Origin of the sequence: Pseudomonas sp. SAS7 (assembly GCF_052112345.1) — a bacterium.
Classification (GTDB): Bacteria; Pseudomonadota; Gammaproteobacteria; order Pseudomonadales; family Pseudomonadaceae; genus Aquipseudomonas; species Aquipseudomonas putida_Q.
In genome coordinates this window covers 124,002-149,947 of record NZ_JBEGGO010000015.1, presented here as the reverse complement: position 1 = coordinate 149,947, position 25,946 = coordinate 124,002, and the positions used below count along the sequence as shown (strand labels likewise).

Annotated in this window: 25 protein-coding genes and 6 tRNA genes; 15 read left to right on the top strand and 16 right to left on the bottom strand. The window is 60.8% G+C overall.

Features of this window, described 5'->3' with window-relative positions; genetic code table 11:
* Positions 1-49: 49 nt before the first annotated feature.
* The 8 genes from ABI582_RS22435 to ABI582_RS22400 all read right to left on the bottom strand — a co-directional run bounded on the left by ABI582_RS22435 (position 50) and on the right by ABI582_RS22400 (position 7,071).
* Positions 50-745 (bottom strand): ABC transporter ATP-binding protein, encoded by a 696-nt coding sequence (locus ABI582_RS22435; protein ID WP_258655043.1) that lies wholly within the window; start codon positions 743-745, stop codon positions 50-52.
* Entirely contained in the window at positions 745-1,497 is a 753-nt protein-coding gene (locus ABI582_RS22430) for an ABC transporter ATP-binding protein (protein ID WP_258655044.1), read from the bottom strand. Before ABI582_RS22430 ends, ABI582_RS22435 begins: the two co-directional genes overlap by 1 nt.
* Positions 1,497-2,516, bottom strand: a complete 1,020-nt coding sequence (locus ABI582_RS22425) for a branched-chain amino acid ABC transporter permease (protein ID WP_338746006.1) — start codon at positions 2,514-2,516, stop codon at positions 1,497-1,499. Before ABI582_RS22425 ends, ABI582_RS22430 begins: the two co-directional genes overlap by 1 nt.
* A 1-nt stretch (position 2,517) precedes the next feature.
* Positions 2,518-3,378 (bottom strand): branched-chain amino acid ABC transporter permease, encoded by an 861-nt coding sequence (locus tag ABI582_RS22420; RefSeq protein WP_258655047.1) that lies wholly within the window; start codon positions 3,376-3,378, stop codon positions 2,518-2,520.
* A gap of 65 nt (positions 3,379-3,443) precedes the next feature.
* Complete coding sequence (locus ABI582_RS22415) at positions 3,444-4,646, bottom strand: ABC transporter substrate-binding protein (RefSeq protein WP_012270383.1); 1,203 nt, start codon at positions 4,644-4,646, stop codon at positions 3,444-3,446.
* Between the two features lie 90 nt (positions 4,647-4,736).
* The gene (locus tag ABI582_RS22410) at positions 4,737-5,501 is read right to left on the bottom strand and encodes a FadR/GntR family transcriptional regulator (RefSeq protein ID WP_258655050.1); all 765 of its coding nucleotides are present in this window, start codon (positions 5,499-5,501) and stop codon (positions 4,737-4,739) included.
* 225 nt (positions 5,502-5,726) lie between these two features.
* Positions 5,727-5,957, bottom strand: a complete 231-nt coding sequence (locus ABI582_RS22405) for a PP0621 family protein (RefSeq protein ID WP_016484789.1) — start codon at positions 5,955-5,957, stop codon at positions 5,727-5,729.
* A 94-nt stretch (positions 5,958-6,051) separates the two neighbouring features.
* Positions 6,052-7,071 carry an outer membrane protein assembly factor BamD gene (locus ABI582_RS22400; protein ID WP_016501586.1) on the bottom strand — a complete coding sequence of 340 codons (1,020 nt, stop codon included), beginning with the start codon at positions 7,069-7,071 and terminating at the stop codon, positions 6,052-6,054.
* A 147-nt stretch (positions 7,072-7,218) separates the two neighbouring features.
* On the opposite strand from ABI582_RS22400, the gene rluD reads away from it, so the two are divergent.
* The 8 genes from rluD to ABI582_RS22360 all read left to right on the top strand — a co-directional run bounded on the left by rluD (position 7,219) and on the right by ABI582_RS22360 (position 12,604).
* On the top strand, positions 7,219-8,181 hold the full coding sequence (gene rluD / locus ABI582_RS22395; protein WP_258655052.1) for a 23S rRNA pseudouridine(1911/1915/1917) synthase RluD: 963 nt from the start codon (positions 7,219-7,221) through the stop codon (positions 8,179-8,181).
* Positions 8,178-8,918 carry a peptidoglycan editing factor PgeF gene (gene pgeF / locus ABI582_RS22390; protein ID WP_442120291.1) on the top strand — a complete coding sequence of 247 codons (741 nt, stop codon included), beginning with the start codon at positions 8,178-8,180 and terminating at the stop codon, positions 8,916-8,918. The genes rluD and pgeF overlap by 4 nt, the downstream gene beginning before the upstream one ends.
* A gap of 260 nt (positions 8,919-9,178) precedes the next feature.
* Positions 9,179-11,743 (top strand): ATP-dependent chaperone ClpB, encoded by a 2,565-nt coding sequence (gene clpB, locus ABI582_RS22385; protein ID WP_442120290.1) that lies wholly within the window; start codon positions 9,179-9,181, stop codon positions 11,741-11,743.
* Positions 11,744-12,162: 419 nt separating this feature from the next.
* Positions 12,163-12,238 (top strand) — tRNA-Asn (locus ABI582_RS22380).
* Positions 12,239-12,241: 3 nt separating this feature from the next.
* Positions 12,242-12,318, top strand: a tRNA-Pro gene (locus ABI582_RS22375).
* A gap of 6 nt (positions 12,319-12,324) precedes the next feature.
* Positions 12,325-12,400, top strand: a tRNA-Lys gene (locus tag ABI582_RS22370).
* Positions 12,401-12,446: 46 nt separating this feature from the next.
* Positions 12,447-12,523, top strand: a tRNA-Pro gene (locus ABI582_RS22365).
* Positions 12,524-12,528: 5 nt separating this feature from the next.
* Positions 12,529-12,604: transfer RNA gene (locus tag ABI582_RS22360), tRNA-Lys, on the top strand.
* A 206-nt stretch (positions 12,605-12,810) separates the two neighbouring features.
* On the opposite strand, the gene ABI582_RS22355 is transcribed toward ABI582_RS22360, so the two are convergent.
* The 3 genes from ABI582_RS22355 to ABI582_RS22345 all read right to left on the bottom strand — a co-directional run bounded on the left by ABI582_RS22355 (position 12,811) and on the right by ABI582_RS22345 (position 15,127).
* Positions 12,811-14,106 (bottom strand): NAD(P)/FAD-dependent oxidoreductase, encoded by a 1,296-nt coding sequence (locus tag ABI582_RS22355; protein ID WP_086978260.1) that lies wholly within the window; start codon positions 14,104-14,106, stop codon positions 12,811-12,813.
* An 84-nt stretch (positions 14,107-14,190) separates the two neighbouring features.
* Positions 14,191-14,364 carry a DUF3094 family protein gene (locus ABI582_RS22350; protein WP_013970765.1) on the bottom strand — a complete coding sequence of 58 codons (174 nt, stop codon included), beginning with the start codon at positions 14,362-14,364 and terminating at the stop codon, positions 14,191-14,193.
* Positions 14,365-14,497: 133 nt separating this feature from the next.
* Entirely contained in the window at positions 14,498-15,127 is a 630-nt protein-coding gene (locus tag ABI582_RS22345) for a DUF1780 domain-containing protein (protein WP_019473259.1), read from the bottom strand.
* Between the two features lie 193 nt (positions 15,128-15,320).
* On the opposite strand from ABI582_RS22345, the gene ABI582_RS22340 reads away from it, so the two are divergent.
* Positions 15,321-16,028, top strand: coding sequence for an energy-coupling factor ABC transporter permease (locus ABI582_RS22340; protein ID WP_442120289.1), 708 nt, complete (start codon positions 15,321-15,323; stop codon positions 16,026-16,028).
* 246 nt (positions 16,029-16,274) lie between these two features.
* Here the strand turns inward: ABI582_RS22340 and yacG are convergent, their stop codons facing one another.
* From yacG to ABI582_RS22320, 4 genes are read right to left on the bottom strand one after another with little or no spacing between them, the layout of a single operon-like run.
* On the bottom strand, positions 16,275-16,475 hold the full coding sequence (yacG, locus tag ABI582_RS22335; RefSeq protein WP_016501579.1) for a DNA gyrase inhibitor YacG: 201 nt from the start codon (positions 16,473-16,475) through the stop codon (positions 16,275-16,277).
* A complete protein-coding gene (coaE, locus tag ABI582_RS22330; protein WP_234229742.1) occupies positions 16,472-17,095 on the bottom strand; it encodes a dephospho-CoA kinase in 624 nt (207 codons plus the stop codon). The genes yacG and coaE overlap by 4 nt, the downstream gene beginning before the upstream one ends.
* Entirely contained in the window at positions 17,095-17,961 is an 867-nt protein-coding gene (locus ABI582_RS22325; RefSeq protein ID WP_442120288.1) for a prepilin peptidase, read from the bottom strand. The genes coaE and ABI582_RS22325 overlap by 1 nt, the downstream gene beginning before the upstream one ends.
* Before the next feature lie 2 nt (positions 17,962-17,963).
* Complete coding sequence (locus ABI582_RS22320) at positions 17,964-19,172, bottom strand: type II secretion system F family protein (protein WP_442120287.1); 1,209 nt, start codon at positions 19,170-19,172, stop codon at positions 17,964-17,966.
* A gap of 216 nt (positions 19,173-19,388) precedes the next feature.
* Between ABI582_RS22320 and ABI582_RS22315 the strand changes: the two genes are divergently transcribed.
* The 6 genes from ABI582_RS22315 to ABI582_RS22290 all read left to right on the top strand — a co-directional run bounded on the left by ABI582_RS22315 (position 19,389) and on the right by ABI582_RS22290 (position 25,192).
* Complete coding sequence (locus tag ABI582_RS22315) at positions 19,389-19,799, top strand: pilin (protein ID WP_442120286.1); 411 nt, start codon at positions 19,389-19,391, stop codon at positions 19,797-19,799.
* A 71-nt stretch (positions 19,800-19,870) separates the two neighbouring features.
* Positions 19,871-19,946 (top strand) — tRNA-Thr (locus ABI582_RS22310).
* Between the two features lie 161 nt (positions 19,947-20,107).
* Complete coding sequence (locus ABI582_RS22305) at positions 20,108-21,430, top strand: tyrosine-type recombinase/integrase (RefSeq protein WP_442120285.1); 1,323 nt, start codon at positions 20,108-20,110, stop codon at positions 21,428-21,430.
* A gap of 894 nt (positions 21,431-22,324) precedes the next feature.
* Positions 22,325-23,305, top strand: coding sequence for an integrase domain-containing protein (locus ABI582_RS22300; protein ID WP_442120284.1), 981 nt, complete (start codon positions 22,325-22,327; stop codon positions 23,303-23,305).
* Positions 23,302-23,592 carry a hypothetical protein gene (locus ABI582_RS22295; RefSeq protein WP_442120283.1) on the top strand — a complete coding sequence of 97 codons (291 nt, stop codon included), beginning with the start codon at positions 23,302-23,304 and terminating at the stop codon, positions 23,590-23,592. Before ABI582_RS22300 ends, ABI582_RS22295 begins: the two co-directional genes overlap by 4 nt.
* A 196-nt stretch (positions 23,593-23,788) precedes the next feature.
* Complete coding sequence (locus ABI582_RS22290) at positions 23,789-25,192, top strand: hypothetical protein (protein ID WP_442120282.1); 1,404 nt, start codon at positions 23,789-23,791, stop codon at positions 25,190-25,192.
* A 573-nt stretch (positions 25,193-25,765) separates the two neighbouring features.
* On the opposite strand, the gene ABI582_RS22285 is transcribed toward ABI582_RS22290, so the two are convergent.
* Positions 25,766-25,837: a hypothetical protein gene (locus ABI582_RS22285; RefSeq protein ID WP_442120300.1), complete on the bottom strand. Its 72-nt coding sequence runs from the start codon at positions 25,835-25,837 to the stop codon at positions 25,766-25,768.
* Positions 25,838-25,946: the final 109 nt, after the last annotated feature.

Here is a 25,946-nt window from a genome sequence, read left to right as displayed (position 1 = left end):
CAGTTGCTTGTACCGGCCTCTTCGCGGGCACAGGTAAACGAGGCCTGGATCAGGCGCTCAGGGCCAGGTATCGGTTCTTGATGCTCGGGTCCTCACGGAACTGCGCCGCGCTGCCCTGGTAGGCGACCCGCCCCTGTTCCAGCACGTAATGGCGATCGGCAAGGGCATCGCAAACCATCAGGTTCTGTTCCACCAGCAGGATCGACAGGCCTTCGTCCTTGATGCGCCGCAGAATTTTCACCAGTTCGTCGACGATCACCGGGGCCAGGCCTTCGGTAGGTTCATCGAGAATCAGCAGCTTGGGGCCGTTGAGCAGGGCGCGGGCGATGGCCAGCATCTGCTGCTCGCCACCGGACAGGGCAAAACCACCGTTGCGGCGGCGCTCCTTGAGGCGCGGGAACATGCCGTACACGTCCTCCAGCTGCCAGCGGCTGGTCTTGCGCACGGCAATCTTCAGGTTCTCTTCCACGCTGAGCTGGCGGAAGATGCCGCGGTGCTCGGGCACCAAAGCAATGCCGAGCCGGGCGATATCGAAAATTTCGCGACCGACCAGCTGCTGGCCGTTGAAGCTGACCTGCCCCTGCCGGGGGCGGACGATGCCGAGGATGCTGCGCAAGGTAGTGGTCTTGCCGGCACCGTTGCGCCCGAGCAGCGTTACCAGTTCTCCGGCCTCGACCTTGAGCGAGACACCTTCGAGCACGTGGCTCTTGTCGTAGTAGGCGTGAATCGAATCGACGTTGAGCATCAGGCGGCCTCTCCAAGGTAGGCGGTGCGTACGCGCTCGTCGTTGCGCACCTGTTCAGGGGTACCCTCGACCAGGATCTGGCCGTGGCTCATCACCGTGATGCGCTGGCTGATCGACATGACAATGCTCATGTTGTGCTCGATCAGCAGCACGGTATGGTCGCGGCCAAGGTCGCTGATCAAGTCGGTCATCACCGGGATGTCGTCGATGCCCATGCCCGAAGTGGGCTCGTCGAGCATCAGCAAGGTGGGCTTGGCGCAGATCGACATGCCCACCTCCAGCACCCGTTGCTGGCCGTGCGACAGTTCGCCGGCCAGGGTGTCGGCACGGGCGCTCAGTTTCAGGCGCTCCAGTACCTGGTCGGCGGTGTTCCAGTGGCTGCGCTTGTGCTCGACGCTGCGCCAGAAGTTCAGCGCGCCCAGGCCATCACGGCCCTGGGCCGCCAGGCGCAGGTTCTCGCGCACTGACAGGTTCTGGAACAGGCTGGTGAGCTGGAACGAACGCGCCATGCCCAGCGCCACCCGCCCGTGGGACGGCTTGCGAATGATGTCCTGGCCGTTGAACAGGATTTTGCCGGCAGTGGCCTGGCGTTCACCGGTCAGGCAGTGGAACAGGCTGGTCTTGCCGGCGCCGTTGGGGCCGATGACGGTGTGGATGGTGCCGGTGCGCACTTTCAGGTCGACGCCTGCGACCGCCTTGAACGGCCCGTAGGCCAGCTCCAGCTGGCGGGTTTCCAGAAGGTAGTCGCTCATCACAGGGTCTCCTTGGTCTTGGCCTGGGGTTTGTCGTTGGCGTTGCGGGTGGCGAACAGGCGCTTGCCCAGTTCGGTCAGGCCCCCCCACAGGCCGCCACGCATGAACACCACCACCAGGATCAGGATTACCCCCAGCAGCATCAGCCAGCGCGGCCACAGCTCCGACAGCACATCGCCCAGCAGCACGATGGCACCGGCCCCCAGCAGCGAGCCGAACAAGGAGCCGGTGCCGCCGACGATGGTCATGATCAGGATGTTCTCGCTCATCATCAGGTCGATGTTCGACAGCGGCGCAAAGTGCAGCAGCATGGCGTACAGCGCCCCGGCGATACCGGTGATGGCGCCCGACAGCATGAACACCAGGATCTTGAAATGGCGGGTGTCGTAGCCGATGGCGGCGGCGCGGGTCTCGTTCTCACGGATGGCCAGCAGGGTGCTGCCGAACGGCGAGCGAATCACCCGCAGCGCGAAGGCGAAAATCAACAGGAACAGCACTGCAACGAACACATAGAAGTGCCGCGGGTCGGCCAGGTCGACCAGTACATGGCCGGCGATTTCGATGTTTGGCCGGGGCACATCGAGCAGGCCGTTGTCGCCGCCGGTCCAGCCGCTGAGGGTATAGGCCAGGAAGTAGGCCATCTGGCTGAAGGCCAGGGTCAGCATGACGAAGTAGATGCCCGTGCGGCGGATTGCCAGTGCGCCCACCAGCAGCGCCAGGAAGGCGCCAAACACGGCTGCACCAAGCAGCGCGGCGAACATGCCCCACTGCAGGTGGATCATCAACAGCGCCGCGCCATAGGCGCCCACGCCAAAGAAGATGCCCTGGCCGAACGACAGCAGGCCGGTGTAGCCGAGCAGCAGGTTGCAGGCCAGTGCGGCCAGGGCAAAAATCAGGATCTCTGTGGCCAGGGTGGCCGATGGCAACAACAGCGGCAGCGCCACCAGGCTGGCAACCACCAGCAACAGCAGCGCCGGGGTACGGCCCTTGGCGACCGGCAATGGGTTTTTCTCGCTCATCTCAGGCTCTCCCGAACAGGCCATAGGGGCGGACCAGGATCACGGCGGCCATGGCGCCGTAGATCATCAGGCTGGCGCCTTGCGGCCAGAGGCTGGTCATCATGCTTTGCACCACACCCACCAGCAGGCCGCCAACCAGCGCACCGCCGAACGAGCCCATGCCGCCGATCACCACCACCACGAAGGCAATGCCGAGGATTTCCGGGCCGACGAAGGGTTGCGCGCCCCGCAGCGGCGCGAACAGCACACCCGCCACGCCCGCCAGGCCCACGCCCAGGGCGAAGGTCAGCGAGAACAGACGGAAAATGTTGGTACCCAACAGCGACACCGTCTCGGTGCTTTCGCTTCCGGCCCGTACCAGTGCGCCGAAGCGGGTGCGCTCCAGCAACAGCCACAGGCCAATACCGATCAGCGCGGCGAAACCGATCAGGAACAGGCGGTAGTAGGGGTAGATGAAGTCACCGAGGATAAGCACCCCGCGCAGCTCCGGCGGCACCGCAATGTTCTTGCCCACCGGGCCCCAGATCAGCACCGAAGCCTCCTGGATGATCAGCGCGATGCCGAGGGTGACGAGGATCTGGAAGGTGTGCGGCAGGTGGTAGATGCGCTTGATCAACAGGCGCTCGACCGCCCAGGCCAGCGCAGCCACTGCCAGTGGCGCAATCAGCAGCGCCAGCCAGAAGTTGCCGGTGATGGCCACGGCGGTGTAGCACAGGTAGGCGCCCAGCAGGAAGAACGCGCCGTGGGCGAAGTTGACGAAGTTGAGCAGGCCGAAAATGATCGTCAGGCCAACGGCAATGAGGAAGTAGATCATCCCCAGGCCCAGGCCGTTGAGCAGTTGGAACAGGTACAAATCGAGCATGAGCGTGCCCTCGACAGCGCGCGGGGCGGCTGCCTGTACGAGTGTTGGTGACTAACGCCGTGGCTTCAGGCCAGGGCGCAACCGGTGTGGTCGACCTCGACGAACGAGCGGCCCGAACTGATGACTTCGGCCAGGTCGTCCTCATCGCGCATCTGCCCCTGGGGCTTGCCGCGCAGCAGGTAGTAATCCTTGAGTACCTGGTGGTCACCCGGGCGGATCAGTTCTTCGCCGGTCGGGCCCTGGAAGCGCATGCCCTGCAATGCGGCAGACACGGCGGCACCGTCCAGGCTGCCGGCCTTGACGATGGCCTCGAGCATGACCTTGGTACCGATGTAATCGGCGGCCAGCGGGTAGTTGGGGTTGATGCCATAGGCCTTGCGGGTGGCGGCCACCAGCTGCTTGTTCAGTGGGGTGTCGACCTGGTGCCAGTACTGCGCGCCCAGGTACACACCCTCGAGCACGTCGCTGCCCAGTTCCTGGAACTGGTCGAGGCCGGCCGACCACACCATCAGCACTTTCATGCGGTCCTTGATGCCGAAATTGACCGCCTGGCGCAGGGCGTTGGAGGCCTGGCTGCCGAAATTGAGCAGCACCAGCACGTCGGGTTTGGCGGCAATCGCGTTGGTCAGGTAACCGGAGAACTCTTGCTCCTGCAGCGAGTGGTAGCTGTTGCCGATGTGTTCTACGCCAAGCTCGGCGAACACTTTGCGGGCGTTGTCCAGCAGGGCATCACCGAACACGTACTGCGGGGTGATGGTGTACCAGCGCTTGGCCTGGGGCAGTTGGCGAATCATCGGCACCAGGGTTTCGCGGATGGCACCGTAGGTGGGCACCGACCAGCGAAAGGTGGAGGCATTGCAGTCTTTGCCAGTGATTTCGTCGGCGCCCACGGGCGTCATGAACACGCCGCCGGCCTTGTGGATTTCCTTCGACACTGCCAGTGCCGAGGATGACAGGGTGCAGCCCTGGAAGAAGCGTGCGCCATCCTGGCCGATGGCTTCCTGTACCTTGCGCACCGCCTTGCCGGCGTTGCCTTCGGTGTCGATGACTTTGTACTTGAGCGGGTGGCCGAGCAACTGTGGGTACTCGGCGATGGCCAGGCGCGAGCCCATGTCGGCGTACTTGCCGTAGCTGGCGAAGGCGCCCGACATGGACTTGAGCCCATAGAAGGTCAGCGGTTGGTCGGCGAATGCCCGGTGCGCCCCCAAGGGGAGGCTACCTAAGGCACCCAGGGCAAGGCCTGCCTTGAGCAGGGTACGTCTTTGCATGAGTAACTCCTTGGTTGTGGTTATTAGGCAGGAGTGGCAATGACAAAGCGGGTACGGCCGGGCCTGTGTGCAGGCCTCTGTCCAGGGGCATCAGTGGTGGTGGTCGAACTCCAGCAGGAAGTTACGGGCAACCTCGCCTTCCAGCGCGGTCATGTGGTGCTCGGCGTCACACATGTGCTCGTGCATCAGCCGGCGTACGGCGGGTTCGTCGCTGGCGCGCAGGGCTGTCAGCAGTTGCTTGTGGTAAGCGATGTTGGCGGCGGCGAACTGCTGGCGCTTGGGCAGGTACGCCTTCTTCAGCACCACCAGATCGCGCAGCAGGTCGTTGAGAAATACCGCCATGAAACGCAACAACGGGTTGCTGCAGCGATCGGCCAGCAGGGTGTGGAATTCCAGCTCCGCCAGGCGTTGTTCCCGCTGGCCTTCCTCGCTGTCCTCCGGCGCGCTGCAAAAATCGATGTTGGCCTGCAGCGCGGCGTAATCGGCTTCGCTCAGCTTGCCCATCACCGACACTGCCAGCTCTACCTCGATGACTTTGCGCAGCTGGTACACCTGCTCGCCGTCCAGATGCTGGAAGTGCAGGTAGTTGCGCAGCGCGCGGCTGGCCGGCTCGGTGCCCACTTCGTTCAGGTAGGCGCCGCCGGCCGGGCCGGTGCGGGTGCTGACCAGGCCTTCCACCTCCAGCGCCTTGAGCGCTTCGCGGGCGGTGCCCTTGGAGCACTCGAAATGCTCCATCAGCTCACGCTCGGTGGGCAGGCGGTCACCGGGATGCAGCGCTTCGGTGACGATCGAGCGCTTGACCGATTCGACGATCACATCGGACAGCTTCTGGCGCTTGCGTTTGGGTTTGAGCATTTCGCTATTTTTCATATTTATGCGGATAAATAGGATTTAGCGAGTTTTGCCCGGGTGGGTCAATGCTGGCGGTGGGAGAGGGGTCGTAAATGGAGTGAAAGGGTCGGGCAGGGATATGTGGCAAAGCAAATCACCGCGCTTCCTGTAGAAGCGGGTTTGCACGCGAATGCTGCACTGAAGCTATCGATGCATTCGCGGGCGAACCCGCTTCTACAGGGGCTGTGTTCAGCCTTGTCGGCCAGGCCCCTGTTGCAGGTGCGCCTGGCTGCAGTACCACTCTTTGCCCTGCTGCAGCGCCCGGTCGTTGGGCAGGTGCACGCCGCAATGGGCGCAGCGCACCATCTGCAGTGGCGCGTCCAGTTTCGCCTCAGGGTGCGACTGTTGGCTGACTTTGAACTTGCGCCACAGCCAGAACGCGGCGGCGATCAGGGCGATCCAGAAAAGTAGGCGAACCATGGTGTCCAGCTTGTCGGTTGAAGAAGCTGACAGTCTAGGGCGCGGCCAATAAAAAAGGGAGGCCCAAGGCCTCCCTTTCATGTACCGCTGTGGGTCAATCAAACAGACCAAAGGTCATGTAGCTGAACCAGGAACGGTCTTTTTCGGCTTCTTTCGGGCCTTCCGGCACGATCGGATCACCGTTTTCGTCTTTTGGCAGCAGCTCTTGCGGCATCTCGTCACGCGCGTCCTGGAACTGCTTGACCACGTCCTGGTTGGCGCGGGTTTCGCCCGGCGGCAGCGGCGTATCGGTTTCGATCAGGCCCAGGGTGGCCTTGGACAGCCAGCCGCGCCCGTCAGACTCGGTCTGCTTGGGCTGGAACTCGCCATCGGCCAGGCTCGGGTGGTCCGGGTAGTTGAGCTTTAGGGTTTCCAGGCTGCTGGCGGCCAGTTCGTCCAGGTGCATCTTCTGGTACGACTCGACCATCACCGCCAGGCCGTCGCCGACCGATGGGGTTTCCTGGAAGTTCTCTACCACGTAGCGGCCACGGTTGGCGGCGGCCACATAGGCCTGGCGGCTCAGGTAGTAGTCGGCCACATGAATTTCATACGAGGCCAGCAGGTTGCGCAGGTAAATCATGCGCTGCTTGGCGTCGGGCGAGTAGCGGCTGTTGGGGAAGCGGCTGGTCAGCTGGGCGAACTCGTTGTACGAGTCGCGGGCGGCACCTGGGTCACGCTTGGTCATGTCCAGCGGCAGGAAGCGCGCCAGCAGGCCACGGTCCTGGTCGAACGAGGTCAGGCCTTTGAGATAGTAGGCGTAGTCGACGTTCGGGTGCTGCGGGTGCAGGCGGATGAAGCGCTCGGCAGCCGACTTGGCAGCCTCGGGCTCGGAGTTCTTGTAGTTGGCGTAGATCAGCTCGAGCTGCGCCTGGTCGGCATAGCGACCGAACGGGTAGCGCGATTCCAGGGCCTTGAGCTTGTTCACGGCGCTGGTGTAGCTGGAGTTGTCCAGGTCAGCTTGCGCCTGCTGGTACAGCTCGGCTTCGCTGAGGTTCTCGTCAATGACCTCTTTATTAGAGGAACAGGCCGCGGTAAGCCCGAGGATGGCGATCAGCAGCAGGTGTTTCACTTGCATGGCGGCTTGCGTCCCTTTGACGGCCGCTGTCTTGGGCGGTGCCGTCCTGTTATGATGAGCGCCCCGGCCAACCCCGGGACAAAAGAAGCCGTATTTAACCACAAGCTCGCAGCCGAAACCAAAGGCTGTGCGCCCGCCGAATCGAGCATGTCCGAGATCATTCAACTTAGCGCAGAGGTACCGTCCGAACTGGGCGGCCAACGCCTCGACCAGGTCGCCGCCCAATTGTTCGCTGAGTACTCGCGTTCGCGGCTTACTTCGTGGATCAAAGAGGGCCGCCTGACGGTCGATGGCGCCGTTGTGCGCCCTCGAGACACCGTCTATGGTGGCTCGCTGCTAGCACTGCAGGCCGAACAAGAGGCCCAGGGCGAGTGGATCGCAGAAGATATCGAGCTGGATATCGTCTACGAAGACGACCACATCATGGTCATCAACAAGCCTGCCGGGCTGGTTGTGCACCCGGCCGCCGGCCATGCCAGTGGTACGCTGCTCAATGCGCTGCTGCACCACGTGCCAGACATCGTCAACGTACCGCGCGCCGGTATCGTTCATCGCCTGGATAAAGACACCACCGGCCTGATGGTGGTGGCCAAGACCTTGCAGGCGCAGACCAAGCTGGTCGAGCAGATGCAGGCGCGCAAGGTCAGCCGCATTTATGAATGCATCGTGATCGGCGTGGTCACTTCCGGTGGCAAGATCGATGCCCCGATCGGCCGCCACGGCGGCATGCGCCAGCGCATGGCAGTCACCGACGGCGGCAAGCCGGCGGTCAGCCACTACCGGGTGCTCAAGCGGTTCCGCTCGCACACCCACGTGCGGGTAAAGCTGGAAACCGGCCGTACCCACCAGATTCGTGTGCACATGGCCCACGTTGGCTTCCCGCTGGTCGGCGACCAGACGTACGGTGGGCGCTTCCGCATTCCACCGGCTGCCAGCCCGACCATGGTCGAGGCGGTGAAAACCTTCCCGCGCCAGGCGTTGCATGCGCGCTTCCTGGCGTTGGCTCACCCGATCACCGGTGAAATCATGAAGTGGGAGTCGCCACTGCCCGATGACTTCCTCTGGTTGCTGTCGCTGCTGAGCGAAGACCGCGAGAGCTTTATCGGATGAGTGGCCTGACGCAGTCGCTGCTGTTTCCCGACTGGCCTGCCCCGGCCTCGGTTCGCGCCTGTGTCACCACCCGTCAGGGCGGCGTCAGCCTGCCGCCCTACGAAACCTTCAACCTTGGCGACCACGTAGGGGATGACCCTGCTGCCGTTGCCGAGAACCGCCGTCGCCTTAGCGACACGTTCGCCATCCGGCCGGCCTGGCTCAAGCAGGTGCATGGGCTGGTGGTGGCGGATGCCGACCCGGCCGTGGTGGCCGAGGCCGACGCCAGCTGGACCGACCAGCCTGGCATTGCCTGTACCGTGATGACCGCCGATTGCCTGCCTGCGCTGTTCTGCGACCGGGCCGGTACTCGCGTGGCGGCGGCGCATGCGGGCTGGCGCGGGTTGGCGGGCGGCGTGCTGGAAGCCACCTTGGACCGCCTGGCACTGCCGCCTGAAGAAGTGCTGGTGTGGTTGGGGCCGGCCATTGGCCCACAGGCTTTCGAAGTAGGGCTGGAAGTGCGTGATGCCTTTACCGCCGTGCACCCGCAAGCCGCTCGGGCATTCGTCGACGGCGAACGGCCAGGCAAGCTGATGGCGGATATCTACGAGCTGGCGCGTATTCGCCTGGCTGCCCGTGGGGTGACTGCTGTTTATGGCGGTGGCTTGTGCACGGTCAGTGATGCGCGGTTCTTCTCCTATCGCCGTACCCCGCAGGGTGGGCGGTTTGCATCCCTGGTGTGGCTGCAACCTCGCTGAATTCAAGAAACTGGGGCCGCTGTGCGGCCCTTTCGCGACACAAGGCCGCTCCTACAGGGGAATGCGATCTCTTGTAGGAGCGGCCTTGTGTCGCGAAAGGGGCGCACAGCGGCCCCAGCATTCCAAAAGCTGACCCCGGTCAACCCCGCTACGCTTGAATCTTCCAGAATCAGCCTTATCTATAAGGTCATCTCAGGCAGGTTTCTTTATAAACAGGCGCTGTCCATCGCTCCGACCTGCCCTTTAAAGGAAGGTACACCATGCGAATAGACCGTTTGACCAGCAAGCTGCAATTAGCAATATCCGATGCTCAATCCCTGGCCGTTGGCATGGACCACCCAGCCATCGAGCCCGTGCACCTGATGCAGGCACTGCTTGAACAGCAGGGCGGTTCGATCAAGCCGCTGCTGATGCAGGTTGGCTTCGACATCAACAGCCTGCGCCAGGCACTGGTGAAAGAGCTCGACCAGCTACCGAAAATCCAGAACCCCAGCGGCGACGTGAACATGTCGCAGGACCTGGCACGCCTGCTTAACCAGGCCGACCGCCTCGCCCAGCAGAAGGGCGACCAGTTCATTTCCAGCGAACTGGTGTTGCTGGCTGCCATGGACGAGAACAGCAAGCTCGGCAAGCTGCTGCTGAGCCAGGGCGTGAGCAAGAAAGCCCTGGAAAACGCCATCAACAACCTGCGTGGCGGCGCGGCAGTGAATGATGCCAACGCCGAAGAGTCGCGCCAGGCGCTGGACAAGTACACCGTCGACCTCACCAAGCGTGCCGAAGAAGGCAAGCTGGACCCGGTGATTGGCCGTGACGACGAAATCCGCCGTACCGTGCAGGTGCTGCAACGCCGTACCAAGAACAACCCGGTGCTGATCGGTGAACCTGGCGTGGGTAAAACCGCCATCGCCGAAGGCCTGGCCCAGCGCATCATCAATGGTGAAGTGCCTGATGGCCTCAAGGGCAAGCGCCTGCTGGCGCTGGACATGGGCGCGCTGATTGCCGGTGCCAAGTACCGCGGCGAGTTCGAAGAGCGCCTCAAATCGCTGCTGAACGAGCTGTCCAAGCAGGAAGGCCAGATCATCCTGTTCATCGATGAACTGCACACCATGGTCGGCGCCGGTAAAGGCGAAGGCGCCATGGACGCCGGCAACATGCTCAAGCCAGCCTTGGCGCGCGGCGAACTGCACTGCGTCGGCGCCACCACGCTGAACGAGTACCGCCAGTACATCGAGAAGGACGCCGCCCTGGAGCGCCGCTTCCAGAAGGTGCTGGTAGAGGAGCCGAGCGAGGAAGACACCATCGCGATTCTGCGTGGCCTGAAAGAGCGCTATGAAGTGCACCACAAGGTGGCCATCACCGACGGTGCCATTATCGCAGCCGCCAAGCTCAGCCACCGCTACATCACTGACCGCCAGCTGCCTGACAAGGCGATTGACCTGATTGACGAAGCGGCCAGCCGCATCCGCATGGAGATCGACTCCAAGCCGGAAGTACTCGACCGCCTTGATCGCCGCCTGATCCAGTTGAAGGTGGAATCGCAGGCGCTGAAGAAGGAAGAAGACGAAGCGGCGAAAAAACGCCTCGAGAAGCTGACCGAAGAAATCGAGCGGTTGGAGCGTGAATATTCCGACCTGGAAGAAATCTGGGCATCGGAAAAGGCCGAAGTGCAGGGCTCTGCGCAGATCCAGCAAAAGATCGAGCAGGCCCGCCAGGAACTGGAAGCCGCCCGTCGCAAAGGCGACCTGAGCCGCATGGCCGAGCTGCAGTACGGGGTAATCCCCGACCTGGAGCGCAGCCTGCAGATGGTCGACCAGCACGGCAAGACCGAGAACCAGTTGCTGCGCAACAAGGTGACTGAGGAAGAAATTGCCGAAGTGGTGTCGAAGTGGACCGGCATCCCGGTGTCCAAGATGCTGGAAGGCGAGCGCGAGAAGCTGCTGAAAATGGAAGCGCTGCTGCACCAGCGCGTGATCGGCCAGAACGAGGCGGTTACCGCCGTGGCCAACGCCGTGCGCCGCTCGCGTGCAGGGTTGTCCGACCCGAGCCGGCCAAGCGGTTCGTTCCTGTTCCTCGGCCCCACCGGTGTGGGCAAGACCGAGCTGTGCAAGGCGCTGGCCGAGTTCCTGTTCGACACCGAAGAGGCGATGGTGCGCATCGATATGTCCGAGTTCATGGAGAAACACTCCGTGGCTCGCCTGATCGGTGCACCACCAGGGTATGTAGGTTATGAAGAGGGCGGTTACCTGACCGAGGCCGTACGGCGCAAGCCATACTCGGTGGTGCTGCTGGATGAGGTGGAGAAAGCCCACCCGGATGTGTTCAACGTGCTGCTGCAGGTGCTGGAAGACGGCCGCCTGACCGACAGCCACGGGCGCACCGTGGACTTCCGCAACACCGTGATCGTGATGACCTCCAACCTGGGCTCGGCGCAGATCCAGGAGCTGGTAGGCGACCGCGAGGCACAGCGTGCGGCGGTGATGGATGCAGTGGGCGCGCATTTCCGCCCGGAGTTCATCAACCGTATCGACGAAGTGGTGGTGTTCGAGCCACTGGGCCGCGAGCAGATCGCCGGCATTACCGAGATCCAGCTGGGCCGCCTGCGCAGCCGTCTGCTGGAGCGCGAACTGTCGCTGAGCCTGAGCCCGGAAGCGTTGGACAAGCTGATTGCCGTGGGTTACGACCCGGTGTACGGCGCACGGCCGCTGAAGCGGGCTATCCAGCGCTGGATCGAAAACCCGCTGGCGCAGCTGATTTTGGCAGGCCAGTTTGTGCCGGGTACGTCGATTACCGCCACGGTGGAAGGCGACGAAATCGTCTTTGGGTAATGTGTTTCACCATGAGCCCCGCTTTTGCGGGGCTTTTTTTTTGCTTTCTCACAGGCGCTGTCGGGCTCCTGTGGCGGCAAGTTTACCCGCGAAGAGGCTGGCACAGCCCAGTAAAACCGGGGCTTTCGGGGGATTCAGGGTAACTTGCTGAAATTTTTGAAATTTTTGCTTGCATCATAATTCGAGTGACCCTAATATACGCCGCGTTGTCAGGCACTAAGCGAATCACCAGCAACACCGGTGACCGCAAAACAACTTACAAATCAGTAAGTTGAATGAAAAAAAGTGGTTGACAAGCAAAACGAAGAATGTAGAATAGCCGGCCTCAGCAGCGACAAAGCGTAAGCTAAGAAGCTAAAGAGTCCGAAGCGAACACAGCCTTCGGAGTAGCAAATCGGTAAGTTGTACCGAAGTTCAGTTCCGCGATAGCTCAGTCGGTAGAGCAAATGACTGTTAATCATTGGGTCCCTGGTTCGAGTCCAGGTCGCGGAGCCATCTCGGGGTGTAGCGCAGTCCGGTAGCGCGCCTGCTTTGGGAGCAGGATGTCAGGAGTTCGAATCCCCTCACCCCGACCATTTTCCGGGTCGTTAGCTCAGTTGGTAGAGCAGTTGGCTTTTAACCAATTGGTCGTAGGTTCGAATCCTACACGACCCACCATGTAAAGAAGGGCATCTCCAAGAGATGCCCTTTTTTTTGAAAGACCCGGGGTGTAGCGCAGTCCGGTAGCGCGCCTGCTTTGGGAGCAGGATGTCAGGAGTTCGAATCCCCTCACCCCGACCATTTTTGGGTCGTTAGCTCAGTTGGTAGAGCAGTTGGCTTTTAACCAATTGGTCGTAGGTTCGAATCCTACACGACCCACCATGAATAAAGGGCATCTCGAAAGAGATGCCCTTTTTCTTTTTCCTCAAATTTAACCCACCTCTTACCGCAATACAGGCCCTTGTAGGAGCAGCCTTGTGCTGCGAAAGGGCCGGTACGGTAAAAGATTTTCTCTGCGGGTAATGGCCTCTTCGCAGCACAAGGCTGCTCCTACAGGTCAATGCATGGCCTGCAGGAGCGGGTGCCTGTCAGTGCAGCTTCAGGCGTGGCTCGGTACCCCGGCCAATCTTGCTCCCCAGCATCATCAACGCCGTGCGGAAGAACCCGTACAACGCCATCTGGTGCATGCGGTACAGCGACACGTAGAACATCCGCGCCAGCCAGCCTTCCAGCTTCACGCTGCCCATCAGGTTACCCATCAGGTTGCCCACCGCCGAGAAGCGCGACAGCGACACCAGCGAGCCGTAGTCCTTGTACTCGTAGGTCGGCAGCGTCTTGTTCTCCAGCCGCGCCTTCAGGCTTTGCGCCAGCATCGAAGCCTGCTGGTGCGCCGCCTGGGCACGCGGCGGTACATTGCGGTCGCTACCCGGTTGCGGGCAGGCAGCGCAGTCACCGAAGGCGAAGATGTTGTCGTCGCGGGTGGTCTGCAGGGTAGGGCGCACCACCAGCTGGTTGATGCGGTTGGTTTCCAGCCCATCGATGTCCTTCAGGAAGCCCGGCGCACGGATACCCGCCGCCCACACCTTCAGGCTGGCCTGGATCACCTCGCCGTCCTTGGTTTTCAGGCCGTCCTCGGTCACTTCACTGACGGCAGCGTTGGTCAACACCTTCACCCCGAGTTTTTCCAGGGTCTTGTGCACCGGCACGCTGATGCGCTCCGGCAACGCCGGCAGCACGCGCGGGCCTGCCTCGATGATGGTGATGTGCATGTCCTTGGGCTGAATGCGGTCCAGGCCATAGGCCGCCAGTTCGTGGGCGGCGTGGTGCAGCTCGGCCGCCAGTTCCACACCGGTGGCACCGGCGCCGACGATGGCTACGCTGATCTGCTCGCTGGCTACGTCGCCGGCGTGGGCGCGCAGGTAGTGGTTGAGCAACTGCTGGTGGAAGCGCTCGGCCTGCTTGCGCGTGTCGAGGAACAGGCAGTGCTGCGCCGCGCCCAAGGTGCCGAAGTCGTTGGTGTTGGAACCCACGGCAATCACCAGCGTGTCGTAGCCCAAGGTACGCGCAGGCAATAGCTCGCGGCCCTCATCATCGAGGGTGGCGGCCAGTTGAATCTGCTTGCCCTCACGGTCCAGGCCGCTCATGCGCCCCAGCTGGAAGTTGAAGTGGTTCCACTTGGCCTGGGCCACGTAGTTCAGTTCGTCTTCCGAGGAGTTCAGCGAGCCGGCGGCCACTTCGTGCAGCAGTGGCTTCCAGATGTGCGTGAGGTTGGCGTCGACCAGGGTGATCTCGGCCTGCTTGCGCTTGCCCAGGCTTTTACCCAGGCGGGTCGCCAGTTCCAGGCCGCCGGCGCCGCCGCCGACAATCACGATGCGATGAGTCATGGGGATATCTCATAAGGTTTACGGAATTCGTGGCCCTGGGGGCCGGCCGCAAACTGCACGAGGGGAGGGCGAGCGCGAAGCAGCTCATAGCACCAGTCCACTCAGCAGGCGGCTGATGAGACCCAACCCGATGGTCACGGCCACCACCAGCACAAGGAGCAGCCACGGCCGGAAGGGCCTGCGCTCGACTTGGTGCTGGGGGGCTCGCAGATACTCATCGACACGACGCTGATCTTCCGGGTTCAGGCGGCTGGTCATGGTGGGCCTCGTCAGGTAGACGTTTGTGACTGCGCAAACGCTACAGCGTTCGTACAGGCGCTTTGAAACAAATGATAATGCTTTCTATCTCTGGCGCCGAGTGTACGCCATCGCAAACACTCGCTGCACTGGATCAAAGACTGATGCCCACATCAAAAACAATGCTGCGCCCCAGGTTGCCGCGCAGGAAGTCTGGCGCATCGGGGTGGGCGAACAGCACCCGGGCAAACGTCGGGCCCACCAGCGACAACGAGCGCCAGCCCTGGCGCAGGTATTCGGTGGGCGGCGGGAAGTGGGTGTTGAGGTCGAGCACTTCGCGCTTGAGGCTGGCGAAGGCGATGATGTCCAGCTCGTTCAGCTCCAGCCCGCGTTCCCGGTAGTTGTGCGCTTTCTTGCGCAAGGTCGGCGCCAGGCGCGCCAGCAGCTCGGTGGCACTGATGCGCCGCGGGCGCGCTTCACGGCGCACCAGTTGTGCCAGGGAAAACGCACTGCGCCGGCGCTGTAGCTCTTCGCGCCACTCATCGTTAAGCCGACGGCCCTCGTCGAGCACGAAAAACACCTCGAAAGCCGCATCGCGGAACAGTACATCTGGCGGCTCTTGCCCGGCCGGGGTGAAGTCTTCGCTGCGGTAGGGGATGTTCAACCCCTGCAACAGTCGCTGGCACACCCAACGCTCCCGCTCCCACTTGCGGGCGTTGGAGAGAAAGGCATTGGCTTGTTCGGCCTGGATGGTAAGCAGGCGCAGGTAGTCTGAGTCATCCATGCAGACAAGCTTAGCCGCTAATCGATGACGGTAAGATGCTGTTTAAGCGTGGGAATCAGCGCAGTATCGGCAACGCTTGCACAGGTGCGCCCGATTTCTTCCGGCATGACCGATGCTTGCTGTATGGAATGAGGGCGCCAACCCACCGCTGCCGAAGGAAAGGGAGAATGGGTGTAGACTCGATCTTATCCACATGGGTGCAATGGGTATTGTTCAGGTGATCAGCGCGCAGGTGTTGTCCGGTACCACGTTAAGCCTTGGCTGGCTGGGTTATGTGCCATTGCTGATCTGGGCGGTAAGCCGGGTTCGCTGGGTTGAACTGTTCACCGACCGGCGCCGCCAGCATCTGCTGTTTGGCACGGTGTTCTGCCTGTTTGCGCTGTGGTTGGTGAGGCGCGATTTTGATACCGGGGTGTCGTACCACTTCATTGGCATGACGGCGGTCACCCTGTTGCTGGACTGGCCGCTGGCGGTGCTGGGCGGGTTCCTGGCCCAGCTTGGTTTGCTGGCACTGGGGCGCCAGGACCTGGCGGCGCTGGGGGTGAATGGCTTGTTGCTGATTGGCTTGCCGGTGCTGATTACCGAGGTGTGCGCGATAGTGGTCGAGCGTGCCCAGCCGCGAAACCTGTTCGTTTATATCTTCTGTTCGGGGTTCTTCCCGGCAGCGCTCACCGTGCTGATTTGCGTACCGGCGGCGCTAGGGTTGTTGTGGTTGGACGGGCGTTTTGCCCTGCCGGAGTGGCTAAGCGACTTTGTCGGCTACCTGTGGCTGATGATGTTCCCCGAGGCGTTCATCAACGGCATGGTGATCAGTGCGCTGGTGGTGTTTTGCCCGGAATGGCTGGAAACCTTCAACCGCACACGGTATCTGCAGGCGCCCTGGAAGGAGGATGAGCGGTGATCATGCGGCGGCTCTGCCATCACCTCTAAAACCTGACGCGATCTCTGTAGGAGCGGCCTTGTGTCGCGAAAGGGCCGCAAAGCGGCCCCAGATTCGGTGTTAACTCAAAGAATGCCGGGGCTGCTTCGCAGCCCTTTCGCGACACAAGGCCGCTCCTACAGGTACTGCGCAGGTTTCGGGCCCACACCGTATTTGTGGGAGCGGGTTCACCCGCGAAAGGGCCGGCGCAGCCAACTTGTAATCAGCTCAGTGCCGCGGCTCCAGGTCCCCCGAATACAGCTCATCTTCGGACTCTTCCGACCCCGCAATCTTGTGCTCCTCGGCTGCCCAGGCCCCCAGGTCTATCAGTTTGCAACGGTCCGAACAAAACGGCCGGAACGCGCTTTTTTCGGCCCATTCCACAGGTGCGCCACAAGTAGGGCAATCGACGGTCAACGGCTGGCTCATGGCTGGCCTCCTTTCAAAGTCAGGTAAAAGTGGTGCAGGCGGTCAATCTGCTCATGCAGCGCGGCCAGGTCGCCGTCGTTGACCACCACATCATCGGCATGGCGCAGGCGTTCTTCACGGGCCAGCTGGGCCTGCAGAATCGCCTGCACCTGTTCGGCACTGGTGTTGTCCCGCGCCAGGGTACGGGCTATTTGCAGCTCCTGCGGCGCATCGATCACCAGCACGCGCTGGGTCTTTTGGTACTGCCCCGATTCGATCAGCAGTGGCGACACATACACCGCATACGGCGACTGCGCCTTGGCCAGGTAGCTGAAAATTTCTTGCCCGATCAGCGGGTGCAGCAGTTGCTCCAGCCATTTGCGCTGCGCCGGGTCGGCGAAGATCAGCTGGCGCAGGGCGGCGCGATCAAGCTGGCCGTCAGCCTGCAGCACACCCGGGCCGAAGCGCTCGACGATGCTGGCCAGGGCCGGGCGGCCAGGTTCGACAACCCAGCGCGCCGCCTGGTCGGCGTCGACCAGGTGCACGCCAAGCTCGACAAAACGCTCGGCAGCGGCGCTCTTGCCGCTACCAATGCCGCCGGTCAGGCCGAGAATCCAGGGGGTAAAGGCTGCAGTGGCCATCAGTATCCAAGCAGTTGCATGTATGAGGCGTACATTTCATCACCCCAGAGCACAGCAATCCACCCCGCAATCGCCAGATAAGGGCCAAACGGTATAGCCGTGCCCATCGCATGCCGGCGCAAACGCAGCAGGCACAGGCCAACCAGCGCCCCCACCACCGACGAAAGCAGCAGCGTCAACGGCAGCACCTGCCAGCCGCCCCACGCCCCGATCAGCGCCATCAGCTTGAAGTCGCCATAGCCCATGCCTTCCTTGCCGGTGACCAGCTTGAACACCCAGTACACCGTCCACAAGCTGAGGTACCCGGCCACCGCGCCCCACAGCGCGTCGGCCAGTGGCACATACAGACCAAAGGCGTTCACGATCAGCCCAAGCCACAGCATCGGCAGTACCAGCACATCCGGCAACAGTTGGTGCTCGGCGTCGATCAGGCTCAGGGCCAGCAGGCACCAGGTGAGCGGCAATGCCAGCAACGCCTCGGCCGAAGCGCCAAAGCGCCAGGCCACCACCAGCGACAGCAGCGCGCTGGCTATCTCGACCAGCGGGTAGCGCGGGCTGATACGGGCTTTGCAAGCTGAGCACCGCCCGCGCAAGGCCAGGTAGCTGAGCACCGGAATGTTCTCCCACGCGCGAATCTGATGCGCGCAATGCGGGCAGCGGGATGCCGGCAGGCACAGGTCGAACCGTTCGTGCTGCGCAAGCGGCAGCCCCAATACCTCCTGCGCCTCACGCTGCCATTGGCGCTCCAGCATGATCGGCAAGCGATACACCAGCACGTTGAGAAAGCTGCCCACCAGCAGGCCGAGCACCGTGGCCAGGGTGAGGAAGTACGCCGGCTGCTCAGCCAGCAAATTCCATAAAGTCATGTTCAGATCAAACTACCCAACTGGAAGATCGGCAGGTACATCGCCACCACCAGGCCACCCACCAGCAGGCCCAGGATCAGCACGATGGCCGGCTCCAGCAGGCTGGTCAACTGGTCCAGCGCCTGGCTGACCTGTTCCTCGTAATGGCTGGCGGCTTTTTCCAGCATCTGGTCCAGCGTGCCGCTGGACTCACCGATGGCCGTCAGCTGCACCAGCAGCGGTGGGAACAGCAACTCGCCTGCCATCGCCTGGTTCAGCCCCTGCCCGTTGGCCATCCCCTGGCGCAGCCGCAACACCACCTGCTCATGCAGCTCGCCCCCCGTCACCCTGGCCACCGTGCCCAGCGCATCCAGCAACGGCACCCCGGCGCCGTACGAGGTTGCTAGGCTACGCGCGAACCGCGCCAACGCCGCCTCCCTCAGCAACTTGCCGAACACCGGCAAGCCCAGCACCCGCCGAGATATCCACAGGCGCGCTGGCGCATGCTGCCGATACAGCTGGCGCACGGCAAAACCCAGCACCACCCCCATCACCAGCAACAGCGGCGCAAACCGGCTCAGCCCTGTGGACAAGTCGATCACCCACTGGGTAAATGCCGGCAACTCCGCGCCCATGCCCGAGAACATGCTCTCGAATTTCGGGATCACCTCCAGCAACAAGATCGCCGACACCCCCAGCCCAGTCAGCAACAGCAGCAGCGGATAGACCATCGCCTTGCGCACCTTCTTGCCCAGCGCCCGGCGCTGTTCCAGCATGCCCGCCAGTTGCTCCAGCTGCCGGTCCAGCGTGCCGGACTGCTCACCTACCCGCACCAGGTTGCAGTACAACGCATCGAACCATGCCGGGTGGCGCTGCAACGCATCCGCCAGCCCCAGGCCCGAGGCCACATCCTGTTTCAATCTATCCAGCAACGCCGCCTGCGGCGCATCGCAACCACTGCGCCCCATCACCTCGAACGCCTGCAACAGCGGCACCCCGGCCTTGAGCAAGGTCGCCAACTGCCGGCTGAACCCCGCCGGGTCCGCCTTCACCCGCCGCTTCGGCAAACTGAACCCCAGCCCGCTGGCCGGCCGCAAACTGGCCACCGTGATGCCCTGGCGAATCAGCCCGGCGCGCACATAAGCCGGGCTGCGCCCAGGCGTTTGGCCGCTGACCGGCGTGCCGTTGGCGTCGGTGCCGTGCCAGCGGTAAAGCAGTGAAGTTGAAGTCATGCAAAGGTCCTTTTTCTGCCCCGGCGACAAGCCTGGAAACAGCTTGCCGCGTCCATGCAAGGGCACGCGTCCGTGATGCTCACTAGAGTAGTTCAGCGAAGATGACGCCCAAGCGGGCAGGGGTGACAAAAGGTGTCTGTTCAGGCCTACTGCGCCGCTGCCGGTTGGGGCGCAACCCACCTCAATGTGTAAGCGAATCAAAAAGGAAAGATGTTCATGAAAGGGCAACGCGGTATCACCCTGATCGAACTGATGATCGTTGTCGCGATCATCGGCATTCTGGCGACCATCGCCTTACCGATGTACACCAACCACCAGGCACGCTCCAAGGCCGCAGCCGGGCTGCTGGAGATCAGCGCGCTGAAAACGGCGATGGACCTGCGGTTGAATGACGGGAAAGACGTAGCGGCCGTGGCCGAACTGGGCGGCCAGCCGGCAACGGCGCATTGTGCGATCACCGCTAGCGGCAAGGCGGCAGATGGCAGCGGCAGCATTGCCTGCACGCTGGTGGATGCGCCGGCCAACGTGCTGGGCAAGGCACTGACCCTGACCCGTTCGGCCAACGGCTGGGCGTGCACCACCGACATCGAGGAAGACCTGGCGCCCAACGGGTGCAAGGGGGCTTGAGGGTAGGGCAATAAACTAGCGGAAACAGGGGTTTGCGTTGCGGGTGTGAGCAGTGGTACGTTGCGCTACACGCCGGTGTAGCTCAGTCGGTAGAGCAGCGCACTCGTAACGCGAAGGTCGCAGGTTCGATTCCTGTCTCCGGCACCAGTTCAGGTTCCAGCGAAGGCTACCAAAATCTCTGGAATCCCCGTAAAACCCGCCTTCTGGCGGGTTTTTTCGTTATGGCGTTCCGTCGGAATCCGACAGCTGCCAGCCGATTTAGGGGTAATGTTTGGAATAAAGTCGATTCGATAAAGGGGTTTACCCTTATGGCTCGTACTACTGCTCCCCTGACCGACACCGCATGCCGATCGGCCAAACCTACTGACCGCCCCTACAAGCTTTTCGACGGTGACGGTCTTTACCTCCTCGTTTACCCCAATGGCCGCAAAGGCTGGCGCTTCCGGTATGTGAAGCCGGATGGGCGAGAGGGGCTGACCTCGTTTGGCAATTATCCCGTCATTGGTCTCGCAGATGCTCGGCAGAAGCGTCTGGAGACTAAGCGGATGCTGGCTGAGGGCATCGACCCGATTGCGTCCAAGCAGCAGGCCAAGGCAGAGGCGGTTGTCAGAGGCCACACATTCGAGCGCGTTGCCTTGGACTGGCATAAGGAAATGTCCGTGAAGTGGGCGCCTGGCCATTCGAGGACCGTGCTCAGTCGTTTGAAAACTCACGTATTCCCGCTGCTCGGCGCACGCGCCGTCGTTGATCTGGATACCTTCGACCTCATGCAGCCGCTTGAGGCGATCAAGAAGCGCGGCACGATCGATGTGGCCTTAAGGGTACAAAACTACCTTCAGAGCATCATGCGTGAGGCGAAACGACTGCGGTTGATCACGGTGAACCCTGCATATGACCTTGAGGGCTTCATCAGCGCGCCACGGGTTACGCACCGGCCTGCACTCCCACTGTCACGTCTGCCTGAGTTGATGGATCGCATCCAGAACTACAAGGGACGCACGCTCACTCGGCTGACAGTCATGCTCTCGCTGCACGTGTTTGTCCGGTCCAGCGAATTGCGCTTCGCACGCTGGAGTGAATTCGACCTGAAGCGCGGAATATGGGAGATACCTGACACGCGGCCTGCGTTGGACGGCGTCCCGTATTCGACCAGAGGCACGAAGATGGCGGGCGACATCCATCTGGTACCTCTGTCACCGCAAGCGGTGGCGTTGCTCGAACAGATTCATGCGATCACGGGGTACTTCGATTTGGTGTTCACCAGCGACGCTCGCTCGTGGAAGCCTATGTCCGAAAACACGGTCAACAGCGCTCTGCGGAACATGGGCTACGACACCAAGACCGAAATCTGCGGGCATGGCTTCCGGTCCATGGCGTGCAGTGCTTTGGTCGAATCCGGACTTTGGTCAGAGACGGCTATTGAGCGGCAGATGAGCCACAGGGAGCGCAACAACGTTCGGGCGGCGTATATCCACAAGGCCGAGTTCCTGGAGGAACGGCGAATGATCATGAGTTGGTGGAGCCGTTACCTCGAAGCGAACCGGCAGGAGCATATCTCGCCGCATGAGTTCGCGAATCAGACCGGGGCAAACGTTTCTAGCCTAAGAGCGAGGCGTGGCGCAGTCGAGTGAGCGCACGGCTTTGATATTTCGGTAATCCGCTTTCCATGCGGGTCCATCCAAACAGGGCTGCAAAGCCGCCCTGTTTGGATGGACCTCACCTAAAAAATCAAAAGCACCCAATCGGCTACTGGAAACCACCGGATTCCGTACACGCCTAATGCCATTTTAAACCGCAAAATCCCGCGGGCGAGTCGCTTGACCCTCTCGGATTGCGGGCGTAGAAAAGACAGTGCAAAGGCTGTCGTTGACAGCACCCAGGTGACCCGAGCCTTCAAGGTCACGCCGCTCTCGCGGTGGTTCTCCCCAAGGGCGATTCGCGTCCGGCAGCTCTCCCGGTCACTACCCATGTGATGGATGCTCTTACACATATAGCGCTCGTGCGCCAGATACACCGTACCTCGCTGCCCTGCAGCAACCTATCCGCTTGGCCGAATCTTGCGCCAACTGGTGCCCGTCTCTTTTCCTGAAAAGAGACGGGCACTTCTACAACTGCTGCAGCCCTGATCGCACATGGCTTTGCGGCATTCCCCCTCGTGACAATCGGCGTGACAAACGCCGATGTCACCAGCAACAGCCATGTAGATGATGGTGCCGCAGACCAGGGAATGGACTGCACCTGACTGACAGTCAGGCATGCCCCGGTCATCGCATTGCTGCTTGCACATGGCTCAGGATCTTCAGGCGCTGGTCTCGTCAGCCAGTGCTGCCTCCACCCGCCCACCGGTAACGGTGTTCAGGAGGCCAGATCATGAGATGCCCTTGCTCCCGGTCGTAAGGAGCCGCCAGTCCCGCGTAGAGGACACTCCCCACAGGTCGCAGGGGCCTTGATCCCTGATAACACTCAGCATTCTTGGCGGGATGACGTGGGGCGAGGATCGGAGAACGGACGATGAGGTGACCGACATGGCACTGGTGGGTAGACGCGATGGTCGTAATTTCGGCTATGGCAGGCAATTGAGCTACGCAGGACCCCAGGCGTTGAAAGACATGTTTGGCGGTGGCCATTACGGCACGGTCAAGGCGCACTGTGATCGGTGGCAGGCATTCGTGAAGTGGTGCCGCTCCGAAAAAGGGCCCGGTATCAATAATGCGCGGCAGATTGATCGGAAGGTATTGGCGGACTATGCGGCGTATCTGCGCGACGTGGTTAGGCGCGGTGACCTCGCCGTCAGCACCGCACAAAATCGGCTATCCAGTGTTAACAGGACCATGGCAGCGCTTCGCGGTGATCAGTGCGTGAAATTGTCCAGCCCGAGCAAAGCTCTGGGCATGCAGCGCACAGGGGTTCGCCAATTGGTGCCGCAAGGCCAAGACCGCGAACAGGTTAAGCAGATCGTCGATGCGCTTTGCAGCCGTCATCAGCTGCGGGCTGCCGCGATTGTTCTGTTGGCGCGAGCCACCGGTATGCGCTTGCGTGAGGCCATCTTGGCTGACCTGCCACGGTTGAGCCGTGAGGCTAGCAATCTAGGTAGGATTAACATTCAGGATGGCACCAAAGGCGGCCGCGCCGGCGCCTCGGCGCCCCGTTGGATTGCAGTGGATGACCATGTTCGAAGTGCACTTGAGTTTGCACGGCAGGTGTCGCCTACGGGTAGCCGCAACCTGATTGCGCCAAACGAAAGCTGCCGGAATTTTCTGCAGGAAATCCTCCGTCCTGCGCGGGACATCCTGCATGGCCACAACCTCAAAGGCTTCCACGAACTACGAGCGGCCTACGCTTGTGAGCGCTATCAGCAAATCACCCATCACCGCGCGCCTGTCAACGGCGGTAAATGCTTCCAAGTAGCTGAGCGCCTTGATCGCGAGGCCCGGAGGCAAATTAGCTATGAGCTGGGGCACGGTCGTATCGACGTGGTCGCTGCATACATTGGAGGACGGTTATGAGCAAGCGCTTTGACATGGACCTGTTCTTGGCTGGCGTTCTGAGCGGCTCGCACGCAACCCGGCAACGCCATGTACGTCAGGCGAAGATCATCCAAGCAGAAATCGCACAGCGTTGGCAGCGAGAGTTACCGTGGGCTTGGCAGAGAAAGCATGTTGTTTGGTTTCTCGACCACCGACTAGCGAGGCGATGCAAGGCAACTCGATATTACTACCTGCTGACGGTGCGGCTGCTAGTTCGTCGTTTAGAAAAGCCGTGGATCCTCAAATGCCAAACTAAGATCAGATAGATAGTCGCGACTGACCGCTTTCGACCCATAGCGGACGGTCGCGAGGGGCAGCTATCGGCCAATAGCAGCCATTCACTTTGCGAACTGGGCGTTGGTACCTCTATCTGCGCCTCAGTTCGAGGGGTTGGAGCATCTCACACTCATCAATGTCCGCCGGATGCCGATATACTTGTATAGATCAGCATTAGGACGACCAATGTCTAAACACCACATCCAGGAAACTCTCCAAGCGGGAACCATGGGCACCTACCGCCCCAACGCACTATTCACACGGATAAGCTCAGAAGGTGATCTGGAGCCAGAATATGGCGATCCCCTTCCCGGCGCGGTAGCGCTGCATGCTCACGAATACACACATCACCTGCACAACCTCTCTACGAACGCAGGAGCGATGTCTTTGGTGAGCAGCTTTTGGCTCATACATCCGTTCATAAAAAATGCTGATAGAAATGCTCGGATATTGGTGTCTAGTGAGTCGGCAGTTGACGACGATGTAATCTCCGCATTCAAGGTTATGAATGTCATGAGAGGAGTAACTCGAGGTATACCCAAGGGCTATTCCTGGCCATCTGTGAGGTCTTGGGATTTCAAACAGCCAACTTTAGCTATTCACGAAGTTACTCATTCGTCCGAAATCGTGGCCAAGGTAAACGTATTTACTATCAAATCTAGAGCAGTTTTTTCAGACGACCACTCACTGGATATTGAGATACAGCCCGGTCTTGACTTCATATCCGAGGGCGTAGCGTACGAGATTGAGCGCGAGATCAGGCGACATGCAGGCATACCTGATGACTTTTTGGATCACCAAACTCCCAGCTATCCTTATTTAACCTTCCGCCCTCTGATAGATTTCCTCATCGGTCAACCAAGCACGGCTGAAGAACGCATAGTTCTAGGCACTTTCGCACTGCTTGACCATTCACCATCTGAAGGTTTGATCAAAGCTTGTAGCGTGGTAAGAATGGAGCTCCAAGAAGGTCTAAGGAGTGGTTTTTCGAACTATTTAAACCAGGCACTTTGCCACTTCAGAAAATATGCGAATGGCATAATTGAAGATCAACTTCCGGCTATATCGAAAATTCTATCCCAATCCAAGACGCTGTCTACTGGCGTAGAAATCTACTGCAAGCTTATTAAAAAGTCTCTCGAAAATCGCCAGAAATCCCCAATCGTGGAAGGGGTTTTTATTCAGTCCAAAATGACAGCGGAAGATTTTCTTAGGAAATCATTGAACATACTCGAGCGACAAGTCTGCCAAGAAAAGCCAGGTTCAGCGAGCGTCATTTCTTGGATAGGCTTGAAAGGTAGTATCGCTGACGAATCAGATGAAAAGCTGCAAGCATTCAGCGTCCTTCAAGCAGCAGTTCATTATGTGCAGCAGCACTTTACAATTAACGCAATCGTCCCCACAGCTGATATCCCAGAAACCCGATGCCCCTTCAGTAGAGCATGTGAAATTCAAACTAACGCCAATTTTCCTGAGGCTTGTGACACCAAGCCTTGGGAGTTTCAGCTTACGAACGATCGGACAAAGGTATGCTTTTACGAGGCAGCGAGAATCGCGCTTGCCTCCCGGATATCTAGTGAATCAACCTAGGTTTAGGAAATGCTGTTAATGAAGAACTGCCTGTGGTTCAGGCATCCATACCAGAACGTCTGCTTTCGGTCGATAATGGTCTGTCGCGGACGACTGCTTTCGATCCAGGCTGTGTGAAAACGCAAACGGATCGCTGAAGAGCGCGAGCGTACGTGAAATCTGTAATGGCTTGGTTATTCAGCTAACACAGATTTCGCGCAGGAGCGCGGAATACTGGTCGTTTTCTAACCAACCGGATCCAGTCGAACGTTTTCACACAGCCTGGACCCAAAGCAGACCCTCGCCAAGGTTTGCATTTGGCCCAAAACCGCCCCTCTGAATGATAGGGCTGCACAATTGCTTAGGTTGTGCGCATGGAAATCCTGGCGATAAGGGCGATCGCGTCCGCTTAAAAGTACGCGGACACCATCGCCCTTGAAGCGGGAGTTCGGAAGGTGAGTTCGCTGGACGCTAACGAAGAATGGAGCCTGACCATTTCCGACCACCCGGATATAGCGGGTTGACTGAAGGCAACCTCTATGGCTGCTCAGAGCTAGAGAAATTAAAAACCTAGCCTTGCCAGATGCTACCGCGCTATGTGCAATAGACCGTCCAGAGATCGTCGATCCGAGTTGTGAATCTCTGGCTTGTTACTTCGCGCCGCATCCCCAACTGGCATCTACAGGCACGCTCGCCAACCGCATCGTCTCCCTATCGCCGCCGACTGGTGCCTCGACCGGCTGGGTTGCTAGCTTCCTGGCTGCCCTAGGTTTGC

Bases quoted from the DNA above. Each gene is read 5' to 3' on its own strand.
- clpB (WP_442120290.1), top strand. From the start codon at position 9,179: ATGCGAATAGACCGTTTGACCAGCAAGCTGCAATTAGCAATATCCGAT.
- ABI582_RS22300 (WP_442120284.1), top strand. From the start codon at position 22,325: ATGGCACTGGTGGGTAGACGCGATGGTCGTAATTTCGGCTATGGCAGG.
- yacG (WP_016501579.1), bottom strand. From the start codon at position 16,475: ATGAGCCAGCCGTTGACCGTCGATTGCCCTACTTGTGGCGCACCTGTG.
- ABI582_RS22325 (WP_442120288.1), bottom strand. From the start codon at position 17,961: ATGACTTTATGGAATTTGCTGGCTGAGCAGCCGGCGTACTTCCTCACC.
- ABI582_RS22435 (WP_258655043.1), bottom strand. From the start codon at position 745: ATGCTCAACGTCGATTCGATTCACGCCTACTACGACAAGAGCCACGTG.
- ABI582_RS22290 (WP_442120282.1), top strand. From the start codon at position 23,789: ATGTCTAAACACCACATCCAGGAAACTCTCCAAGCGGGAACCATGGGC.
- ABI582_RS22315 (WP_442120286.1), top strand. From the start codon at position 19,389: ATGAAAGGGCAACGCGGTATCACCCTGATCGAACTGATGATCGTTGTC.
- pgeF (WP_442120291.1), top strand. From the start codon at position 8,178: ATGAGTGGCCTGACGCAGTCGCTGCTGTTTCCCGACTGGCCTGCCCCG.
- ABI582_RS22320 (WP_442120287.1), bottom strand. From the start codon at position 19,172: ATGACTTCAACTTCACTGCTTTACCGCTGGCACGGCACCGACGCCAAC.
- coaE (WP_234229742.1), bottom strand. From the start codon at position 17,095: ATGGCCACTGCAGCCTTTACCCCCTGGATTCTCGGCCTGACCGGCGGC.
- ABI582_RS22425 (WP_338746006.1), bottom strand. From the start codon at position 2,516: ATGAGCGAGAAAAACCCATTGCCGGTCGCCAAGGGCCGTACCCCGGCG.
- ABI582_RS22415 (WP_012270383.1), bottom strand. From the start codon at position 4,646: ATGCAAAGACGTACCCTGCTCAAGGCAGGCCTTGCCCTGGGTGCCTTA.
- ABI582_RS22410 (WP_258655050.1), bottom strand. From the start codon at position 5,501: ATGCTCAAACCCAAACGCAAGCGCCAGAAGCTGTCCGATGTGATCGTC.
- ABI582_RS22430 (WP_258655044.1), bottom strand. From the start codon at position 1,497: ATGAGCGACTACCTTCTGGAAACCCGCCAGCTGGAGCTGGCCTACGGG.
- rluD (WP_258655052.1), top strand. From the start codon at position 7,219: ATGTCCGAGATCATTCAACTTAGCGCAGAGGTACCGTCCGAACTGGGC.
- ABI582_RS22400 (WP_016501586.1), bottom strand. From the start codon at position 7,071: ATGCAAGTGAAACACCTGCTGCTGATCGCCATCCTCGGGCTTACCGCG.
- ABI582_RS22345 (WP_019473259.1), bottom strand. From the start codon at position 15,127: ATGGATGACTCAGACTACCTGCGCCTGCTTACCATCCAGGCCGAACAA.
- ABI582_RS22340 (WP_442120289.1), top strand. From the start codon at position 15,321: ATGGGTGCAATGGGTATTGTTCAGGTGATCAGCGCGCAGGTGTTGTCC.
- ABI582_RS22420 (WP_258655047.1), bottom strand. From the start codon at position 3,378: ATGCTCGATTTGTACCTGTTCCAACTGCTCAACGGCCTGGGCCTGGGG.
- ABI582_RS22295 (WP_442120283.1), top strand. From the start codon at position 23,302: ATGAGCAAGCGCTTTGACATGGACCTGTTCTTGGCTGGCGTTCTGAGC.
- ABI582_RS22305 (WP_442120285.1), top strand. From the start codon at position 20,108: ATGGCTCGTACTACTGCTCCCCTGACCGACACCGCATGCCGATCGGCC.
- ABI582_RS22405 (WP_016484789.1), bottom strand. From the start codon at position 5,957: ATGGTTCGCCTACTTTTCTGGATCGCCCTGATCGCCGCCGCGTTCTGG.
- ABI582_RS22350 (WP_013970765.1), bottom strand. From the start codon at position 14,364: ATGACCAGCCGCCTGAACCCGGAAGATCAGCGTCGTGTCGATGAGTAT.
- ABI582_RS22355 (WP_086978260.1), bottom strand. From the start codon at position 14,106: ATGACTCATCGCATCGTGATTGTCGGCGGCGGCGCCGGCGGCCTGGAA.